The organism is Pediococcus damnosus (assembly GCF_001611155.1).
In the GTDB taxonomy this organism is placed as follows: Bacteria; Bacillota; Bacilli; order Lactobacillales; family Lactobacillaceae; genus Pediococcus; species Pediococcus damnosus.
Window position 1 is genome coordinate 1,956,259 of the sequence record NZ_CP012294.1, and the last position, 19,978, is coordinate 1,976,236.

The following is a 19,978-nucleotide window of genomic DNA, read 5'->3' on the forward strand; positions in this document are numbered from 1 at the left end:
TGAATTGTAAATTCGGCTGGTATTTTTAAATGAAACTTTAAAAAAAGACTACTGCATTCGCCATGTTATTGGTGGAAGCAGTAGTTTTTTTATCAGCTTAACTTTTTCAATTTGGTTTTTGTCTCACAAATATTTTTTTGAAGAATCAAGAGATAGCTTAAAAAACAAGGTTGATAACCATTTAAAGATTAAGTTATAAGTTCATATCTTGTTTAAAGTTTAGTGGTGATAAATCAGTCATTTTTGTGATTAGTTGGGCCGTCAATTGTTGCATGGCTTGCAGACCTAGATCTGCATTTTGGTTGCTTTGACTAGTTAAATAATTTTCCAGTTGTTTGCCCTCAAGTTTGCGGGCCATTTTATCACTGATCTGCAAATTTTGATTGAGTTGCTGACTAACTTTATTTTGGACATCTTCAAGTAAGGAGCCAAAGTCTAAATAGTTGGTATCTACCAGAACACCAGCCTGCTTGTAAATCCAGTAGGCAGAGTCAGGTTGGAAAGTTTTGTTGCCACGCTTGTAACTGGCAGGGGTGTCTTTAATGCCTGCGTAAAACGGAATATAAAGGCTCTGAGCAGCAACACCCATAGCCAGCCAATGAATTCCAGCAATTTCTGTTGGTAGGGTTGGCCGAATTTGCAAAATATGTGATTCTTGCGTTTTAGCTAAACTGATTGGTCGATATTGAGTTCGTTCTCGAGAGTTGCCAACGCCAATTGGATCAAAGGGAGTTCCTTGAAAATGGGAACTTAAAATCTGTTTGGCATCAGCTACTTGAATTAGTTTTTCGGCATGACAAATGAAAGGCAATTCATGGCTTTGAGGTTGCTGCTCTGTGTGAGGGTTCAATAGCTTTTGCCCGTACCAAACCCGCGGATTATTGTAAAATTCATCGGACAGATCATTAGTTCCAAAAATATTTCGGAAGTTAAAGCCACTAGTTTGTGTGTTTAAATGATTTTGGGCAACGAACTCAGTCAAACCTGGAACGGTCATGAAGTTATCGTCATCATCAAAATCAATTTCTTGAATTGAAAGCTGATTGGCCACGACTGCATAGGCATCATCAGGAATTCGTTGAGCCACCCATTGATGACCAGCAGCAGTTTCCATATACCAGACTTCAGTTTGATCGGAAAAGAGAATGCCATTTGTTTCAGACGTTCCGTACTTTTCGACAATGTTTCCTAAATAAGCGACGCCTTCACGAGCAGTTTTGATATAGGGCAATGTAACGGTGACCATTGCTTCTTCGCCAATCCCATTTTCTACAAGGGGATCGGCACCCAACGCTTGGTTATTTGTATAAGCACTTTCAGTGGCACTCATTGCAACGCCATATTCGTTGATGCCATCTTCTTCAAATAAGCCGAATTTATCGGTCCATTCGGGAGTTGCCGTGTATTTAGCGGAAATTTTAGGAAGGTTAAGTGTGAAGCCATTATCCGTAGATTTAAAGATTTGCGGTTCAGAATATTCATGATGGGGGTGGACTACAAAATGTTTGGGCCAGGCAGCTTGTGAGTCTTCATTTCGGCCAATTAAAGTAGAACCATCGGTGGTTGCCAAACGGCCAGCTAGAAAACTAGTGCAGGCTGAATAGGGATTGGATTGATTTGTCATTAAATTTCCTCCTCGAAAAATACGTTTATATATATGACTCTCATTTTAGCATAAAATATTATTTGAAATTTATGGAAAAGATTGCGACAATGGATAAAACAAATGAGGAGGTATCATAATATGCCATTAGTACATATTGATTTGATTGAAGGGCGTTCTACTGATCAGTTACGCAACTTAGTGAAAGATGTTACCAGTGCTGTATCGAAGAACACTGGGGCTCCTGCTGAACATATTCACATTGTGTTAAACGAAATGCGTCCAGACCGTTATAGTGACGGCGGTATTTTGAGAAGTGATGAAAAATAAATTGCCTATCTAAAAAGGAGTGACCGTCGCGGGTTACTCCTTTTTAAACAAAATTTAATTAGCTAAATACAAATAATTTTCTAGATATCTTGCCAGACCGTCATGATCATTATCAAACTCAGTAACGTCATTAGCAATCCCTTTGATGATGGGTGTTGCATTTTGCATGGCAACCCCACGACCGACATAATCTAGCATTTCAGCATCATTATGCTCATCCCCAAAGGCAATAATATTTTGACGATCAATATGATATTGGTGAGCAATATAAGCCACAGCTTTAGCCTTTTGAATACCTTTTGAGACAACCTCTAAGACACTGTTAAGACCACCCCAAACACCAATATCGACTTGGGCGCCATAGTTATGCATCACAATGTTTCGCACAACCTGTTCTTGATGAGGGGCCACAAAAAGGATCATGGAGGTAGGATTTCTTTTGAGTGAATTTCGGGAAAGATGCTGATTCTGATTCAAAGTAGTTGGAAAGAAATCTAGAGATGATGGGGGTAAATGATCAGCCAAATAAGTATGTTTACCTTCAGCAGCGATCATTTCTAATTGTAATTTTTTTCGATTAGCCATCATATCAAAAACAATCGCTTTATTGATGGTTCGTTTATACTCACCAGCCCAATGTTGATGGGGAATATGAGTTAGAGCACCGTTAAAATTAACCATGGGCGTCTTTAATTGCAACTGGTCATAAATATTCTCAGAAATTCGGTAAGGACGTCCAGTTACAATACTTACTATATGACCGGCAGCACTTGCCTTTTTAATTACTTGAATTGTTTTTGGGGAAACTTGATTTTGATTATTAAGGGTGGTTCCGTCAAGATCGATTGTGATTAATTTTTGTGGCATGTTATTCAACTCCAATAAGCTTTATAATAAAAGTAATGTATCTTAATTTAAACTAACATAGATTTAAGATGGATGCTATCAATTTTAGAAATGAGTGGAATTATGCAATTACCAGAAGCTTTTGTTCAAAAGTATACAAAACTATTAAAAGATGAAGCTCCAGCTTTTTTTCAGGCTTTAAATGGTGAGCCAACTAGAGGTTTTCGAGTAAATCCTTTAAAAAATAAGATTCAACCAACTGATCATGATACGACTGACCCGGTTCCTTATTGTCAGTTTGGTTATTATGGAGCTGTAAGTGGGAAAACAATTGATCATCAAAGCGGGCTGATTTATAGTCAAGAACCCAGTGCCATGTATGTAGGTGAGGTAGCCCATCCTAAACCTGGTGATCGCGTTTTAGATCTTTGCGCAGCTCCAGGTGGGAAAACAACTCATTTAGCAAGTTATATGGATCAGGCGGGTCTGTTGGTTTCAAATGAAATTAATCGAAAACGAGCTGGAATTTTAGCTGAAAATGTGGAGAGATTTGGTCTACAAAATACAATTGTGACAAACGAGTCTCCAAATAGTTTGGAAAAACATTTTCCGGAATTTTTTGATGTCGTAGTTGTTGACGCGCCCTGTTCTGGGGAGGGAATGTTTCGTAAGGATCACGAAGCGGTACAATATTGGACACTTGAATATCCACTATCTTGCGCTAGTCGGCAAAGAAAAATCTTAAAGAGTGCATTGTCAATGTTGAGGCCTGGTGGCCGTTTGATTTATTCAACATGTACATTTGCACCCGAGGAAGACGAACAGAATATGGCTTGGTTGTTACAAGAATATTCAGATTTAAAACTTTTACCAATCAAAAAGTATCCGGGAATGACAGATGGTCGTCCTGAGTGGGCGGATGGTAATTCTGAATTGACTAAGACCCTCAGAATATTTCCTCATCAAATGCGAGGGGAAGGCCATTTTATCGCTCAGTTACAAAAGCAAGTTACAGATTCTGAGATTAAAGAGCCTAAGCCGCAGAAGAGTAATGTGACGAGACCACAACGACAGGATTGGCATAAAGTTGCTGATCAATTGTTGTCAATTAAGATTGATGATTCTCGTTTGTTGGCATTTGGCGATCATTTGTATGCAATGCCAGCTGGCTTACCAGATCTTACCAAATTACAGGTAACACGGCCAGGAGTCAATCTTGGGGTGTTTAAGAAAAATCGGTTTGAACCCGCATTACCTTTAGCTTTGGCATTTCAACCAAAAGATTTTCAGAACCCAGTTTCAATTACTGAAACACAATGGGCAGACTATGTTCACGGTGATACATTTACCATCTCAGAAATAGCTAATGGCTGGCATGTTTTAACTTGCCATAAATTAACGATTGGTTTTGGAAAAGTGGTTAATGGCGTAGTTAAGAACTTTTATCCTAAAAAACTACGCTTTAGTGTCAATAAATAAATTTAAAATTAAGAAAAAAAGCGTCAGACAAATGTTGTCTGGCGCTCTTTCGAGTTAGAAGAGTTTAATTTGACGCTGCTCACAATAGTGACTTAGTGAGGTATCAAAAATAAGATTTTTAAAGTTTAATTGTTGAATGGTTTGGACACCCTGAATCGTTAATAAATCTTTGAGTTGCGACTGCCAGCTGGTAATGAGGGTAATGGTATCGTCCTCACCATTTCTTAAGAGCAAATGCAGAATAGCACCAGCAACACCAACCATATTAGCACCTAAAGCAAAACTTTTAACCATGTCCAAAGGTGTTCGAATGCCACCGCAGGCAAAGATTTTTAACTCATTTTGAAGTGCTTGTGATTCTAACAAGGATTCCACCGTTGTTAATCCAATATCCTGTAAATAGCTATAGGCTTTATCATGGCGGCGAGCATTTTCGATCTTGGCAAAATTTGTTCCACCACGGCCAGCAACGTTTATAAACTGAACTCCAACGGAATTAAGTTTTTGCATTGTTTCTCTAGTCATACCGAAGCCGACTTCTTTAACGATAACGGGGACGGAAACATGTTGGACAATTTCACCAATATTTTGTAACCAATTAAAGGCCCGGTCACCTTCAGGCATGATTATCTCCTGAATAGCATTTACATGAACTTCAAGAAGATCGGCTTGAATCATATCAACAGCCTTTTGTGCCTCAGTAGGTGAATGATTAGCACCAATATTTGCGAGGATCAACCCATTGGGATTAATCTGACGAACAACTTGAAAAGTGTCTTGTAATCTGGGTTCCCGAATTGCAATACTTTGTGAACCCACAGCCATAGGCAGGTGAGTTGCTTTTGCAATTCTGGCTAAACTGGCATTCAGTTTACCAGTATAGTCACTTCCACCAGTCATTGCCTCAATATAAAAAGGGTAATCTGTAACGATTCCCCCGATTTGGCTTTTTAAGCTGACTTGTTTTTGACTGATCTCTGGAAGTGTATTCGGTAACAAACGAACTTGTTGAAATCCAGCTGTGGATTGCGTTTGGTAGAAGTGTTCTGCTAAAGAAACATGTTCATCTTTTCGGTGAGATTGAATATCTTTCATAGGTTGCTCTCCTCGTATTATATATTTTGAAACTTTGTTTCTTACTATTCACTACTTAGATGCTGCGTGATATTCTCTAATTGTTCATTGGATTTAGGTCCAACTGGTATAGGCTTTCTCCCCTTGTAGTTTATCTACGTTTTAAGCGTGCCGCCCAGACAATTCGAAACACCGCAAACCACAAGCTGTAGCGATTAGAGTGATTCGTGTTCACTCGCGTGACACGCAGCTGAATCACTTAATCTAGTCTACTTATATTGCGAGGATGCCCGTTAGAATTGGAATTAGGGAACATCACGCAGCACCTAAGCTTATCCAATTAATTCACAATGAAAGGAGGTCCTTATCCTATGAATTTATATTTAGGTATTGATGTTGGTAAAAATAAATTAGACTTTTGTGCTTTAGATTCGGATCAACGTTGTTGTTTTCAAGGTGAAACTACTAATGATCTCAATGGCGCCATTAAGATCAAACAGACGGTCCTAACCGAAACTCAAACGCATCATTATGAAAAAATCACAGCTGGTATGGAAGCTACTTCTGTTTATAACTTTCATCCAATGACTTTTTTGGCCGAAGATAGCGAGTTACAAGCCTTAGGCTTATCGGTAATTACCATTAATCCCTACACATCACATCACTTTAGTCAGCTCTTTAATGACGGTAAAACTGATGCAATTGATGCCAAGCAATTAGCCGATTTATTGCGTGTAGAACCACTTGGAACCCCTGTTGCTCGCCAAGAAAATTATGTTGCGCTGCAACGTTTAACCCGTGAACGCTATCACTTGGTTAAACAAATGACCGATTCAAAAAATCATTTTTTGAACAACCTCTATTATCGTTGTAATACTTTAGAACGAGAGTTACCCACCTCAGTTTTTGGCTCAGCTATGATGACCCTAATTACTGATGAAGAGTTAACCTTGGACGAGGCAGCGGCGCTACCTCTTGATGAATTAGTGACACATCTTCAACAGTTAGCCCACGGTAAATTTGGTGATGCCGAAGCCGTTGCTAAAGCCATTAAGAAAGCAACTCGTTCTTCTTATCGTCTATCAAAAGTCGTAACAGATTCTGTTGATGAAATCTTAGCGGTCTATGCTAATGAAATTCGGATGTTAAAAAAACAAATCCAAGTTTTGGATAAAACAATTACACAGATATCTACTCAAAACACAGATATCAATTGTTTAACTAGTGTTCCCGGTATTGGTCCAGTTTATGCGGCCGGTATTGTGGCAGAAATTGGTCAAATTGAACGTTTTCCGGATGAAAGCCATATTGCCAAGTATGCAGGTCTGGCTTGGTTACCACATGAATCAGGTACGAGTGTTCGTCAAGCTACGCCACGAACTCGTAAGGGTAATCAATATCTTCGTTATTATCTAGTTGAAGCTGCCAATTCGATAAGACGTTATGATATTACTTACCAACGCTATTACCACAAAAAATATGAAGAGGTACCCAAGTATCGTCATCGTCGAGCTATTGTCTTGACGGCACGAAAGCTTGTGAGATTGGTGGAAGTCTTGCTTAGAAACCATCAATTTTATATACCACCCAAAGTGGTATAGCCTTCGAGTTTACGATACTGAGTCCCTTCTTAACCCGCTAAATTAACTGTTTTAGTGGGCTGGGGAAGGTATACTCTCAAGAACTAATTAATAATAAAAACAAAGTTTTTTACATACTTGACTTATCACCACAAGGCTTAAAGTTCGGTCACATTATGCACATTGAAGTTTAATTGTTTGATTCCCTTTTTTTGCCATGTGGTTAATAACGTTTCTGTTGGGCGATTTTGATCGATTAAAACGATTCCACAATCACCGCCACCAGCGCCAGAACTTTTAGCAGCTCCACCGGCTGTTTCGGCATCATTAATCATTTCTTTCAACGTTGGCGTCTCAATTAAAACGTTACTAAAGTCGCTAAGCTTCTTTAAAACTTTTCGGTTAATTCGTAATTGATTTTGAATGACGGTAATTGATTGATCATGAAATCCCTTGATCATTTCTTTAAGACAAGCTTTACTTTCTTTAAGAAAGACTTGGTACTCGCGATGGTCTTTTACTTTGCCCATTGCCACTTTATCAACTAAATGGGAAGTGGAAGCGGGGGAGCCCGTCCAACCAATCATGAGTTTAAGACCTGCGGGAGGTGTCAAAAGTTCGATATCAAGACCAGGCCATTTTTTCTCTAATAAATCCATTAACGTGGTCTGTCGTCGTTGGACAGCGAGCCAGTCACGATTAAAGGAGTGATAGGCAATCCAACCACCATAGACACTGGCTGCAATATCACCCAATGATCCGTTTCCTTGAACATCAAAGTGGGCAATTGCAGATAACTTAAAGAGAATATCTTTAGTTAATGGTAGATGGTAAAATTTCGCCAATGCTTTAATTGTCGCAACGGTAACTGCTGCAGAACTGCCCAAACCGTATTTTTTACCATCTGCACTGTCAAGGTCGCTATTGATGTATAAATTATAGAGGCCGAGATCTTTGTGAAGGTTGCTTGCATATTCTTCAGTGATCGCAATCGCCGAAAGAATGTAATGGAATGGATTATCACGATTATCAAAAACCATTTTAGAACCTTCGCGTCGCCAAATAATAGAATTCTCATGGTATTGTTCAGAAACGATCCGACCAATATTTTTAGTTTTTTCAATTGACGCTGAAACAAATTGGTTTAGCGCCACAATAATCGCTGGATATCCTGACTCTACAACCGCATATTCTCCTGCGATATAGAGTTTTCCAGGTGCTTTCACCGTAATCAATGGATCATGTCCCTTCAACATTAAAATTAATTTTATAGGTATGTGATGCCTGGACCGGGTTTGCAAACTAGCAATTGGTCTTGATGAACGATTTTGGAAAGTTTGTGCATAATCAATTCGTTATCAGAAGAGGCACAAATAATCTTAACGTTGGGCCCGGCATCCGCAGTACTATAACATTCTACACCTTGTTTTCGCATGTTGCGAACGGCGGTTAAAATTGCAAGCGTTTGAGGTTGGAAATAGGTAAAACTAGGAACAGCGCCAAACGTTGTTGCGTGCATGCGCATCGCATTTTGTTCGGCAAGCTCTCCCAAAGTTGCTAAGTTTCTGTTAAGGATCGCTGTTTGCATTGGTTTAACGTCTGCTTGGGCGCTCTTAACCCATGCTGGATAGAAGGGCGAAGTTTCAACAACCGATTGCATTCCGTTTGTACTACTAATTTTTTTCTGAGAGGTGTCAACGAGAACCGTAATAAGATTGATATCCCAGTCTACATTTCTTTGAATAGGTTGTGCGTAAGAACTTTGATCATCATGACCCGCATGCCATTGCACAAAACCACCAAAAATGGAGCGTGACGCAGAACCAGAACCATGACGAGCAAGAATTGATAATTCACGTTCGGAAAGATTGAGACCAGCTGCTTTTGCACCTGCGCTTGCCAGAGCTGCAAATGCCGAGGCTGATGATGCGAGGCCAGCAGTTGAGGGAACGTGATTGGTAGAGTGGACACTTGCAAACATTGTTGAATCGCCAAGTTTGCGAATTAAATTCAAAACGCGTTTTACACGTTTGGCACCTGATCCAGCTGAAGGTTGTTGGTCAACTAAAATTTCGTCTGTTTTTAGTGATGGGTCAAATTCGACTGAAGTATCTGTATAAAAATGATCAAGAGTCAGCGAGATACTGTCATTATAGGGAAGGATTAAATTGATATCTTTTTTTCCCCAGTATTTTAGAAGTGCAATATTAGTGTGTGCACGAGCTGTTACCATCTTGGACTCCTTTGTGATCTGTACTTTTAAGTGGTTCAATCCACGTTTTAACTGCACCGTTTTTGGTTAAAATGGTCGCAACTTTTTGAGCGGTTGCTATATCTTGAGTTAATGCAATTAAGCAGCCACCCATGCCACCACCAGTCAGTTTAGCTCCCAACGCTCCGTTAGCATTTGCCAATTGGGCAAAAAGATCTAAGGTTGGATGGCTAACGCCTAATTTTGCTAAAAATGATTGAGAAGAATTCATTAAATCACCGAGAGTTTTAAAATCTCCGGTTGTTAAACACTTGCGCGCAAACTTTGCATTTTCTCCTAACATTTCGATTGCCGTTTCGGCATCGGGGGAAGAGGCTAATTGATTTTTGACATGCTTAACTGCTAAACCTGTTTGACCTAGAATTCCCGTATCTGCAATAACTAAGAATCCATTTTGGGCAATCGGAACTGTTTGGAGGCGACGACCACGCACAAACCAGATAGGCGCCTTGGCACTGACCGTTGCTGCATCCAAGCCACTCGGATTTCCATGAATATATTGTTCTGAAACATCTGCCAAGCGGAGCAATTCAGAATGTGAAAGAGGTTGTTCAAAAAAGTGAAATAAGGCTCGAGTAATGGCAATGGCCGTTGCTGCAGAAGATCCCATTCCCCGTTCAGAAGGAATGTCACTTTGGACTTTGATGTTAAATGGTGCCGTTTCTTGTTGAAGTTCAATGAGGATGGTTTTGATGAGTAATTGAATGCCGGTTTCATTATCGGGCATGTCGGTCAATTCACCTGTGAAATAACGACTTTGAAACGTTTGACCAGTTTTGGTTTTAGTAATAGTTACTTTGGTTTTTATTTTCGAGATGGGTAAGCAGATAGCTGGTTGCCCGTAAACCACACTGTGTTCACCAAAAAAAATGATTTTTGCATGGCTTTTCCCAATTGCAGATTTTAACAACACGATCGCTCACTTTCAAATTTTTAAGTTATTATCAAAACATGAGTAAATTAACAACTTTTATTTAAACTCGCCTTGGATCGGTTGAGATCAGAAATGTTTTCCAATTTAATATTAAGCTTTTACATTTTTTTAAGCTATAAACAAGGTTATATCTTAACATATTTTTTAGTAATATCAGGATTACTTGCTGAAGGTAAGCACCACGTCACGTTTTTGAAAGCTTTTTTTTAAAAAATGAATGGAAATTCAGATAACTTCTTTTAAATTCCGGTAACAAATTCACAAGGCGTTTATGAGATGACGTTAATGTAGTATTATAAAAGGTATGGAACAAACATCTTATGAGTTAACTGGTGAGAATATGGATTCAAAAACAACTTATGCAGTCGTAGATATTGAAACTACTGGTACTAATTTGAATGCTAATGAAAGAGTTATCCAGATCGGCTGTGTATTTATTAAACATCATAAAATTATTAATACTTTTTCAACTGATATTAATCCAGAAATGGCAATTCCAAATGCTATTCAACAATTGACAGGTATCACCAACCGACGGGTTCGCAAAGCACCGCTATTTGATGACATTGCGCCAACTTTATTTGGGCTCCTTTCAGATACAGTTTTTGTGGCTCATAATGTTAATTTTGATTTTCCTTTTTTGAATTATGAGTTTGAACGGGTTGGTTATCCGCCTTTAACCATTGAAGCGGTGGATACTGTAACCCTTAGTCAAATTCTTTTGCCTAGTGTGAATGGCTACCGATTGCGTGATTTATCTCGTTATTTTGGGATCAAACATGAACATCCCCATTCCGCAGATAGCGATGCGCTAGCAACAGCAAAACTATTTATTATGCTTCAGAAACGTTTATCAGAATTGCCACTTTTAACTTTAGAGCAGTTAAACAAACTATCAGGAAGCTTACCTAGACAAACAGCAAACTTAATTACAGCGGCTCTTGTGCAAAAGAGAAAAGTACCTGGTAAATTGCCAGACTTTTTAATGATTAAAGAGAATCTGGTACTTCGGGTACAACGGACAAAAATCGTTGATGATACTAATGAACAATTAACCCATTATCCCCAATCAAAAAAAGCAAAGCTGGCTTTATTTAAAAATGATCTAGGGTGGCGTAGTGCGCAGTCTCGGATTATGAATGCCATCTATGCAAATTATCAAAATTCTTCACCAAAAGCAATGGTGATTGAAGCGCCTACTGGGATTGGGAAAACATTGGGTTATTTATTGCCGTTTGTATATTTAGCGTTTCAGAATCATTTACCTGTTGTTATTAGCTCAACGACGACATTGCTGCAATCCCAATTAATGGAAAAAGCGATTCCCATTTTGAGTAAAATCCTATCTGTTCATTTGGATGCCACTTTGGTAAAGGGGAGTAATCATTACATCGATCTGGCAAAATTTTCACAGCAATTAACTGAAAGTGATCCTGCCAATCAAAGTCGTTTGATTAAAATGAAGGTGCTCGTTTGGCTAACCTATACGAAAACAGGCGATCTTGATGAATTACATATTAATAATCATAAAATTCCTCTGTTAAATGAAATCCGTCATCAAGGAATTGCAAGTTTGGATGCGACAAATCCATTCTATGATATTGATTTTTATCAAAGAGTTATTCGGAAGGCCCATATTTCTCAAATTGTGGTAACTAATCATGCGTTTCTTACCCGTCATGCAGATTTATTGGGAGACAAGCAACACCCGCCTTATCTGGTTATTGATGAAGCTCAGCGATTCGTAAATACGATTTTACAGGAAAATCGATTAACTCTGGATTTTAATCATTTGATGAGTATGGCTCATAGTGAAGTTAGTCACTTGAAAATGAGTAAAGGGATTGACCGTTCTCCAGCTGTGAAAGCTGATCCAATGGGAAGTTTCCATGTTTATCAAATGGCAGATGAACTTGAGGCGATTAATCAACAAATTAGTGAGCTTCAAGAGCAGCTTTATAAACGGTTTCTAGCTCATCAAATTCCAGCCGAATCTGAAAGTTTGCCTTTTCAACGTTTAATTAATTATTCTGAGTTATCAAAGTTTTTTGAAACAAATCAAGAGACAATTCAAGATTTACAAGCACATTTTGTCTCAGAGATCTTGTCGTTTGAAGCTCTTAATAAAATTCTTGAAAAACAGCAGCAGAATTTGGTGGAGACGGAAGTTCGGACATGGATCAAATTAAATAATAAACAATTAGAGATTGAAACGCAGTCACAAATTTTTAGACAAATTTTTGGTTCTTTGTTAAGTGGTGCTAAGCATATTGATAATGAAACTAAGTTTTATTGGGTTCAGGTGGGACCGCAGCACGATGCCGGGAGTGTAAGTCTGTCACAAGGCATTATCGAAAGCGCCAATTTTATCAAACAAAACGTTTATCCATGGTTCCAAAAACCAACTTTAATTGGAGCAACATTATTTTCAAATAGCCGCTCGAAATATTTCTTAAATCAGGTAGGCCTAGCAAGCGATACTACGACTGTTAAAAAATATAGCAGTCCTTACAATTTTGCAGAAAATGCACTTTTGGAAATTGCTAACGATGGCCCATTTATCAATGAAATCAGTACGGATGATTATGCACAGTATTTGACTAATGCCATTTATCAGCTGGCTAAATCAACCCCTGGAAAGATATTGGTCCTCTTTAATTCGTTAGCTACCATCAAAGATGTATTTAATCGGATTCAAAAAACAGATCTTGGTCGGAAACGTCAGGTTCTTGCGCAAGGTGTGAACGGGACAAAATCTAAATTAACACGAGAGTTTTTGTCTAGTTCCACCGGAATTTTGTTTGGAGCGGCGAGCTTTTGGGAAGGGATGGACCTATCAAATGGACAGTTGGATTTGCTTATTATTACGAGGTTACCATTTGATTCCCCCGATGAGATTTTTACAAAGGCGGAAACGAGAATTCAACGGCAAGCCCATCGCAATCCATTTATATCGGCCTTGTTACCACGAAGTATTCTGCGGCTTAAACAGGGAATTGGGCGTTTAATTCGGTCAGAAAAAGATTATGGAGCGGCAGTTATTTTGGATCGGCGAATTATTGATAAGAGTTATGGTAAAACAATGTTACATAGTTTACCTAAAGGGATGCCAGTTCAAAAACGACCTTTGAATCAGATTAATGGGGCGCTTAGTGAATTCTTTAGAAAACATCGCTAGTCTAAATGGATTTATTTGCTATAATTAATGAGGTTATGAATTCAAGAGAAAGTGGGCTGTGAATGTGAAACGTTCAAGAAATCATACTAGTCATTGGTTTTTAATATTTGTTGCAGCAGTGATCATTTTAATTGGTGGGACATCAATTATTTATCATGAGGTACGCCAACCAGTTGATTCTGCCAAGAGTCAATCTTTAAAAATTGCTAAAAAGTATGGACATTTAAAAAAAGAAACAGCTTTTTCATGGGCTAGTTATGACCAAACTTACTATACGGTTACGGGAACAAACCAGCAAAACACGCCGATATACGTCATTATTTCAAACAATGGTAAAAAAGTTAGAATATTTAAGCAATCGGCGGGGATCAACCGGAATGATGTTTTGAAACAAGTTTGGAATAATGATAACCCTAAAAAGGTTACAACGATTTCAATGGGAATTTTTAAAAAAAAGCCAGTTTGGGAAGTTGGATACATGAATGCCTCTGGACAATTATGTTTGAAAACTTTAAACTTTAAAAATGGTGAGGTTGTTCGACACGTGAATAACATCTAAATGGAATAAACTAGAGGAGGATATTAACTTGGAACAAATTAGTATTGTTGATTCCAAAGATCATGTAGACGAACGTGTTAAAATTGGCGTTTGGTTAACAGATAAACGATCTAGCGGAAAAATTAGTTTCTTACAATTGAGAGATGGTACAGCCTTTTTTCAAGGGGTTGTAATAAAAAATGTCGTTGGTGAAGAAATTTTTGATTTGGCTAAAAAGCTGCGTCAGGAAACCAGCATGTGGATTACTGGAACGATTCATCAAGATGATCGTTCTCATTTCGGCTATGAAATTGAAGTGGACGGAATTGAAGTAATTGGGGAAAGTGAAGATTATCCTATTACACCTAAGGAACACGGAATTGATTTTCTATTAGATCACCGTCACCTTTGGCTACGTTCTTCACGCCCACATGCCATTATGAAAATTCGTAATGAAGTTATTCGCGCAACGTATGAATTCTTTAACAACGAGGGGTTTATTAAGATTGATGCACCTATCTTAACTGGTAGTGCTCCTGAAGGAACCACAGAGTTATTTAAAACAAAATATTTTGACCGAGAGGCTTACCTTTCACAGAGTGGCCAGCTTTATGAAGAGGCCGGTGCTATGGCTTTTAAAAAGGTCTTTTCATTTGGACCTACATTTCGGGCAGAAAAATCTAAGACCCGTCGTCATTTAATTGAATTTTGGATGATTGAGCCTGAAATGGCATTTATGCATCAAGAGCAAAGTTTAGAGGTTCAAGAAAAATTTGTGGCCTATTTGATTCAAAATGTTATTGATCATTGTAAGTACGAGCTAAATATACTGGGTCGTGATATTGAAACTTTGAAAAAGTATACTAAGCTTCCTTATGCACGAATTACGTATGATAAAGCGATTGAAATGTTACAAGATTCTGGTAAGTTTCCAGATTTAAAATGGGGTGTTGATTTCGGATCTCCTGAAGAAACATTTTTGGCTGATCAATTTGAACAACCAGTCTTTGTTTTGAATTATCCCAAAGCAATAAAGGCATTTTACATGAAGCCACATCCAACTCGTGATGATTTGGTGATCTGTGCTGATTTGTTGGCACCTGAAGGCTATGGTGAAATTATTGGGGGTTCAGAACGAGCTACCGATTATGATTATTTAGTTGAACAAATCGAAAAATCTGGACAAGATCCCAAAAATTACGATTGGTATCTAGATCTTCGTAAATATGGATCAGTTCCGCATTCAGGATTTGGACTAGGATTGGAACGGACTTTAACCTGGATAACAGGTGAAGATCATGTGCGGGAGACCATTCCATTTCCAAGAATGTTACATCGACTTTATCCTTAAAATGATTGGGAGGGGTCAACTTTGGATGATAAAACACGAAAATTTCTCAAAGCTGGCAACACAGCGGTTTCTAATTACTTGCTGAGTAATTTTCATCAAATTGGATTGACTAATGATGAATTGGTTATTTATTTAATTATTGAAAAACAAAGTGGTCAAGGTGATTTGTTTCCAAGTTCAAAACTAATTTCGCAAGAATCAGGCTTGAGTGAAAGCAAAGTTTATGAATTACTTCATGAAATGATTCAAAATAAACTTATGGAAATTCAAACTGTCAAACACGCAGATGGCAAAAGCTATGATCAATACAGTTTTGATCGTCTTTTTGAAAAATTGTTGCAGTCTGCCGATAATGAGACCGTAACTAAAAAAGAACAAACTGATAAAACTGATCGTAAAACCATTTTTGCTCAGATCGAATCAGAGTTTGGACGGCCACTATCACCAATTGAATTTGAAACTATTAATCAATGGCTGGAAGATGATCATTATGCTCCAGAAATGATATCGTTAGCATTGAAAGAAGCGGTTTTAAGCCAGGCTTATAGTCTGAGGTATATGGATCGCATATTATTAAATTGGGAAAAGAAGCATTTAACAACCGTTGCGCAGGTTCAAAAAGAAACTGAGCGTCAAAGAGGAAATTCTTCTCGAGAAGGGCGTGATTCTTCTGCTAGTCAATCAAGCAAAGCAGATCTAACAGGTCCCAAAATTCCAATTTATAAAATTTCCGATCAAAATAAGTAAAATAAAAGCTCGTATTCTCGTTTGCCTAATCAGAAATGACTAGGTAAACGAAGATACGAGCTTTTTTAATAATTAATTTTTACTACTTGATGAAGATTTGGTGCTAGAACTTGAACTTGAGCTAGACGAGGAGCTGGCACTAGAACTAGAGCTTGAACTACTTGTAGAACTGTTGTTAGAGCTACTGTTACTACTGTTGCTATTACTGCTACTTTTTGCTGAAGTATCACTGCTAGTAGCTGCTGGTGTAGAAGCAGTGCGTGATGAGCTGGAAACACTAGTTGAATTGTTTGTAGAATAATCATCACTGGTTCCAGATGTGTCATAGGTTGAATTGGTTTTAAAAAGTTCTTTCACGCCATCAACGGTTCTTTCTGTGACACTTGAAGGTTTTACCCAATTTTCATTTGTTACAGAGGAGGATAGATAGCTCATCATACTTTTATAAATCGATTGAGAAATGAGAGTTTCTTGTTGACTCAAAAATCCTGAAGCCGTATTTTGCTGATCATAGCCAGTCCATACAGACATACTGTAATGCCGGGTATAGCCGGTAAACCAGGCGTCCATTGAAGCTGTACTAGGGTAGTTACTTGCAATATCAGACGGATAAGCTGTAGTTCCGGTTTTTCCGGCCTGATATAAGCCAGGAATGTTGGCCGTTGTTCCACTTCCCGTAGAGCTTGACATAACTCCCTTAAGCATATCGGTAATCATGTACGCAGTGGCCTTACTCATTGCTCTTTTGCCCTGACTAGAATAACGATAAGTTTTACCACTTTGCGTCACAATCTTATTAACGTAGTAAGGTTTGTAATAAGTTCCACCATTCGCAAATGCTGCATATGCAGCGGATTCTTGAAGGGGAGAGATATATAATCCGATTCCGTTTTGCAGTGTATAGTTCGATTTTTGAGAAATGCCTAAATTACTTAGGAAATTCGTAGCTTTACTGATTCCGACGTCTTGTAAGGTACGAACTGCAGGTATATTACGTGATTGAACTAGAGCTTGACGCATGGTTATCTTACCTTGATATTGTCTGTCGAAATCATATAACTTAATATTAGTACCTGGATATTTGAAAGCTTCATCTTTTACTTTGCGACTGGTTGGCCAGTTCAAATATTGAATGGCTGGTCCATAATCCATCAGTGGCTTAGCGGTTGAACCGCTACTTCGATCAGTTTGCACCGCTCGATTTAAGCCATACGTCACATTTCCGGTTTGCCGACCACCTAACATGGCAACGACTTTACCATTATTTGGATTTGTAATTGATGCACCAAGTTGGAACTTTGAGTCAGGATATTGCACATAGTCGTTTGTGTTCCCAATTTTGTAAAGTTGTTTTTGGGCATCTAGATCTAAATTAGTGTAAATCTTCATGCCATCAGTATATGGATCAAAACCTTTTGCCTCAACGCTACTAATTACTTGTTTTACATATGAATCAACGACTTTACTGTTAACCGTTGACGAGCCAGCAATGCTTGGACTTTTAACCAATCCAGATTTGATACTTGTTTTTGAAGCTTCATTAGCTTGTGATTTAGTAATTACATTGTTATTGACCATAGCTTGTAAAACGGTATTTCTTCGTGACAGTGCATAATCTGGGTACTTATTTGGATCATATGAAGTGGGAGCTTGCGGCATGCCTGCTAAAAGGGCTAATTGACTAAGTGACAAATCAGAAAGAGATTTTCCATAGTAGTATTTTGCCGCTGTGCCCATGCCGTAAACACCATTACCCATGTACACCTTATTAATATAAAATTCCAGAATTTTATCTTTTGAATATTTTTTATCAACTTGAAGTGCTAACCAGGCTTCTTGAGACTTAACACGTAATGTCCGGTCCTTAGCAGCGGTTGAGAAAACTGATAGTTTAACTAGCTGTTGCGTAAGGGTGCTGGCACCTTGTAACCCCAAAGAAGAACCAGAAACATTTGCAAATGTTGCACCTAATATTCGAACTGGGTCAACGCCGTTATTCTTATAGAAACGTTTATCTTCTATAGACACAACAGCACTTTTAAGTGTTTTAGGAATTTCGTCTGCTTTCACGTAATCTCGGTCTTGTGCCCCAAGTCGACTAATTGTTTCGCCGTTCTTATCATAAATAACAGTCGCCTCATCGCTAGAAAGTTGTTTTTCAGAAATACTAGGCGCGTCTTTAGCATAATACATAAACAAACCGGCTCCTGCTATTAAGACAATCACAAAAATGCCAACGATCCATAACAAGATGCGAATAAAAATAGATCGTCGACGGTGAGGGGGGGATGTTAACTGTGAATGTTGCGTCCGGCGTGGCTGATTATTATCAGAGTTGTGATTATTACTTTGCATTGTGTTCTCCTTCATGTTTCTTAATCAACAAATCGTCCACAGCATCTAAATAAGGAATAAGCGGATTTAAATGATAGTTAATTAAGTAGCCATTTTTTTTAACATAATTGAGTGGAATGGACTTTCTACCACCCTTTTTTTGTTGATCCCAAAAATAGAAAAGATTTGTAGCTGAAAGTAAAAAGATTTGATCGAGTTCCACGAACTTAATAATTGTAAAGCAAATTCCATCAGCGGCCAAACATGCTTTCATATGATTAATTTGGTGTTCATGAAAATTATCAAGTGGAAAAGCAGTTTTGTTTTTAGTTTCTTTGGCATCAAAGTCAAGGTAATAGCCTTGGTAGACACCGTTATAATCCGTTGTAGAGGCTTGCCGAAAATAAGCTTCTTTAATAACTGCAGCACTTCGTTTAGGATAATCTACCTTAACAATTTGAATCGGAGTTGGTTTTTTATGCACAACCGCTTTGCCATGTGAGAGATAATACTGATTACTCTCGTTTAGTTCATCTTCTAAAGACATACCGCGTTTACCAAATTGAGTGGGACTTTTTTTAATATGTTTTTTTGACGTTGAATCAACAGTCACATATTTTTTTCCAGATGGATAATGAAAGTTCACTTACATCACTTCCTATTTTCTATATTATACTATAGATGTAAAGTATAAACTTACTTGAAATGTATTCTTAAAGTTTGGAGGATTCAAGATGAGTCGCATTTGGATTACAGGATACCGTAGTTATGAATTAGAGATTTTTAAAGATGATGATCCAAAATTGAAAGTTATCAGTAGTGTCTTAAACGACACATTGAAAAATCAAATTGAATCTGGGGCTAATTGGTTAATCACTGGTGCACAGCTGGGTGTGGAACAGTGGGCAGTTAACACTGCTTCAGAATTAAAATCAACATATCCTGAATTTAAAATTGCGGTTATGTTACCTTTTACTGAGTTTGGTAACCAATGGAATGAAAGTAATCAGGCTAAGCTTTCTCAAATCTTAACAAAAGCAGATTTTACTGATAGCGTGAGTCATGCACCATACCAGTCACCCCGGCAGTTGCGGGCCTATCAACACTTTATGTTAACCCATACTGATCAGGCTATTTTGCTTTATGATCCTGAGCATCCAGGGAAGAGCAAATACGATTATGATCTTATTCAGAAATGGCGTGAGAATCATCCTTATCCATTAGATTTAATTGATTTTGATGATCTTCAGGATGCGGCGAATGAATATGCAGAAAATCAGAACAATAGTTTTAATTTGGATTAAAGTCTGATACAATAGAACACGTGTTACGCGGAGATTACAATAATTATGAGGTGTTAAATATGGATAACATGAATCTTACTCCAAAAGATATTTTGCAAAAAGAATTTAAACCTAAGATGCGTGGCTACGATCCAGCTGATGTTGATACTTATTTAGATAGTGTCATCAAGGATTATGAAAGCTTTCAAAAAAACATTCAACAGTTACAGGATGAAAATGAAAGACTACATGACAAAATTGATGAACTAACAAAACAAGTTTCAGTTGGTAAAACAACTTCTAGTGCCCAACCTTCGAATGGCGCAACTAATATGGATATTCTAAAACGTCTTTCTAACTTGGAACGACGAGTGTTTGGTTCTCAGCTTGATAATGGCGAGAATGAATCACATCGAATTTAATTACAAT

At 38.0% G+C, this 19,978-nt stretch carries 17 protein-coding genes; 9 read left to right on the forward strand and 8 right to left on the reverse strand.

What is annotated here, in order from left to right; all coding sequences use genetic code 11:
* Positions 1-193 precede the first annotated feature (193 nt).
* Positions 194-1,624 (reverse strand): C69 family dipeptidase, encoded by a 1,431-nt coding sequence (locus ADU73_RS09215; RefSeq protein ID WP_046870575.1) that lies wholly within the window; start codon positions 1,622-1,624, stop codon positions 194-196.
* Between the two features lie 102 nt (positions 1,625-1,726).
* Here ADU73_RS09215 and ADU73_RS09220 point away from each other — a divergent pair, with 102 nt between their 5' ends.
* Positions 1,727-1,933 carry a 2-hydroxymuconate tautomerase gene (locus ADU73_RS09220; protein ID WP_080945593.1) on the forward strand — a complete coding sequence of 69 codons (207 nt, stop codon included), beginning with the start codon at positions 1,727-1,729 and terminating at the stop codon, positions 1,931-1,933.
* Between the two features lie 54 nt (positions 1,934-1,987).
* On the opposite strand, the gene ADU73_RS09225 is transcribed toward ADU73_RS09220, so the two are convergent.
* Complete coding sequence (locus ADU73_RS09225) at positions 1,988-2,800, reverse strand: Cof-type HAD-IIB family hydrolase (protein WP_062913418.1); 813 nt, start codon at positions 2,798-2,800, stop codon at positions 1,988-1,990.
* Positions 2,801-2,902: 102 nt separating this feature from the next.
* On the opposite strand from ADU73_RS09225, the gene ADU73_RS09230 reads away from it, so the two are divergent.
* Entirely contained in the window at positions 2,903-4,258 is a 1,356-nt protein-coding gene (locus ADU73_RS09230) for an RsmF rRNA methyltransferase first C-terminal domain-containing protein (protein WP_046872537.1), read from the forward strand.
* Positions 4,259-4,312: 54 nt separating this feature from the next.
* Here the strand turns inward: ADU73_RS09230 and fni are convergent, their stop codons facing one another.
* Positions 4,313-5,353: a type 2 isopentenyl-diphosphate Delta-isomerase gene (fni, locus tag ADU73_RS09235; protein WP_062913419.1), complete on the reverse strand. Its 1,041-nt coding sequence runs from the start codon at positions 5,351-5,353 to the stop codon at positions 4,313-4,315.
* Between the two features lie 350 nt (positions 5,354-5,703).
* Here fni and ADU73_RS09240 point away from each other — a divergent pair, with 350 nt between their 5' ends.
* Positions 5,704-6,933: an IS110 family RNA-guided transposase gene (locus ADU73_RS09240; RefSeq protein WP_056986621.1), complete on the forward strand. Its 1,230-nt coding sequence runs from the start codon at positions 5,704-5,706 to the stop codon at positions 6,931-6,933.
* A gap of 137 nt (positions 6,934-7,070) precedes the next feature.
* On the opposite strand, the gene ADU73_RS09245 is transcribed toward ADU73_RS09240, so the two are convergent.
* The 3 genes from ADU73_RS09245 to mvk are packed head-to-tail and all read right to left on the reverse strand — an operon-like array spanning position 7,071 to position 10,097.
* A complete protein-coding gene (locus ADU73_RS09245) occupies positions 7,071-8,147 on the reverse strand; it encodes a phosphomevalonate kinase (RefSeq protein WP_056986135.1) in 1,077 nt (358 codons plus the stop codon).
* Positions 8,148-8,179: 32 nt separating this feature from the next.
* Complete coding sequence (gene mvaD / locus ADU73_RS09250) at positions 8,180-9,145, reverse strand: diphosphomevalonate decarboxylase (protein ID WP_062913420.1); 966 nt, start codon at positions 9,143-9,145, stop codon at positions 8,180-8,182.
* Complete coding sequence (mvk, locus tag ADU73_RS09255; protein WP_226996033.1) at positions 9,120-10,097, reverse strand: mevalonate kinase; 978 nt, start codon at positions 10,095-10,097, stop codon at positions 9,120-9,122. The genes mvaD and mvk overlap by 26 nt, the downstream gene beginning before the upstream one ends.
* 325 nt (positions 10,098-10,422) lie before the next feature.
* Here mvk and ADU73_RS09260 point away from each other — a divergent pair, with 325 nt between their 5' ends.
* From ADU73_RS09260 to ADU73_RS09275, 4 genes are all read left to right on the forward strand, one after another.
* Positions 10,423-13,296: a helicase C-terminal domain-containing protein gene (locus ADU73_RS09260; RefSeq protein ID WP_062913421.1), complete on the forward strand. Its 2,874-nt coding sequence runs from the start codon at positions 10,423-10,425 to the stop codon at positions 13,294-13,296.
* Between the two features lie 64 nt (positions 13,297-13,360).
* Entirely contained in the window at positions 13,361-13,855 is a 495-nt protein-coding gene (locus ADU73_RS09265) for a cell wall elongation regulator TseB-like domain-containing protein (RefSeq protein ID WP_046871786.1), read from the forward strand.
* A 28-nt stretch (positions 13,856-13,883) separates the two neighbouring features.
* Complete coding sequence (asnS, locus tag ADU73_RS09270; protein WP_046871779.1) at positions 13,884-15,185, forward strand: asparagine--tRNA ligase; 1,302 nt, start codon at positions 13,884-13,886, stop codon at positions 15,183-15,185.
* 21 nt (positions 15,186-15,206) lie between these two features.
* On the forward strand, positions 15,207-15,932 hold the full coding sequence (locus tag ADU73_RS09275; RefSeq protein ID WP_046871778.1) for a DnaD domain protein: 726 nt from the start codon (positions 15,207-15,209) through the stop codon (positions 15,930-15,932).
* A 72-nt stretch (positions 15,933-16,004) separates the two neighbouring features.
* Here the strand turns inward: ADU73_RS09275 and ADU73_RS09280 are convergent, their stop codons facing one another.
* Both ADU73_RS09280 and recU read right to left on the reverse strand, forming a co-directional pair.
* Positions 16,005-18,287 carry a PBP1A family penicillin-binding protein gene (locus ADU73_RS09280; RefSeq protein WP_062913422.1) on the reverse strand — a complete coding sequence of 761 codons (2,283 nt, stop codon included), beginning with the start codon at positions 18,285-18,287 and terminating at the stop codon, positions 16,005-16,007.
* On the reverse strand, positions 18,277-18,912 hold the full coding sequence (recU, locus tag ADU73_RS09285) for a Holliday junction resolvase RecU (protein WP_046871776.1): 636 nt from the start codon (positions 18,910-18,912) through the stop codon (positions 18,277-18,279). Before recU ends, ADU73_RS09280 begins: the two co-directional genes overlap by 11 nt.
* An 88-nt stretch (positions 18,913-19,000) precedes the next feature.
* On the opposite strand from recU, the gene ADU73_RS09290 reads away from it, so the two are divergent.
* Together ADU73_RS09290 and gpsB are read left to right on the forward strand one after the other, a co-directional pair.
* On the forward strand, positions 19,001-19,570 hold the full coding sequence (locus ADU73_RS09290; protein WP_046871775.1) for an SLOG family protein: 570 nt from the start codon (positions 19,001-19,003) through the stop codon (positions 19,568-19,570).
* 59 nt (positions 19,571-19,629) lie between these two features.
* Entirely contained in the window at positions 19,630-19,971 is a 342-nt protein-coding gene (gene gpsB / locus ADU73_RS09295) for a cell division regulator GpsB (RefSeq protein WP_046871774.1), read from the forward strand.
* Positions 19,972-19,978 lie beyond the last annotated feature (7 nt).

Coding starts and splice junctions, on each gene's coding strand:
- ADU73_RS09215 (WP_046870575.1), bottom strand. CDS start 1,624: ATGACAAATCAATCCAATCCCTATTCAGCCTGCACTAGTTTTCTAGCT.
- ADU73_RS09220 (WP_080945593.1), top strand. CDS start 1,727: ATGAGGAGGTATCATAATATGCCATTAGTACATATTGATTTGATTGAA.
- ADU73_RS09225 (WP_062913418.1), bottom strand. CDS start 2,800: ATGCCACAAAAATTAATCACAATCGATCTTGACGGAACCACCCTTAAT.
- ADU73_RS09230 (WP_046872537.1), top strand. CDS start 2,903: ATGCAATTACCAGAAGCTTTTGTTCAAAAGTATACAAAACTATTAAAA.
- fni (WP_062913419.1), bottom strand. CDS start 5,353: ATGAAAGATATTCAATCTCACCGAAAAGATGAACATGTTTCTTTAGCA.
- ADU73_RS09240 (WP_056986621.1), top strand. CDS start 5,704: ATGAATTTATATTTAGGTATTGATGTTGGTAAAAATAAATTAGACTTT.
- mvaD (WP_062913420.1), bottom strand. CDS start 9,145: ATGGTAACAGCTCGTGCACACACTAATATTGCACTTCTAAAATACTGG.
- ADU73_RS09260 (WP_062913421.1), top strand. CDS start 10,423: ATGGAACAAACATCTTATGAGTTAACTGGTGAGAATATGGATTCAAAA.
- ADU73_RS09280 (WP_062913422.1), bottom strand. CDS start 18,287: ATGCAAAGTAATAATCACAACTCTGATAATAATCAGCCACGCCGGACG.
- ADU73_RS09290 (WP_046871775.1), top strand. CDS start 19,001: ATGAGTCGCATTTGGATTACAGGATACCGTAGTTATGAATTAGAGATT.
- gpsB (WP_046871774.1), top strand. CDS start 19,630: ATGGATAACATGAATCTTACTCCAAAAGATATTTTGCAAAAAGAATTT.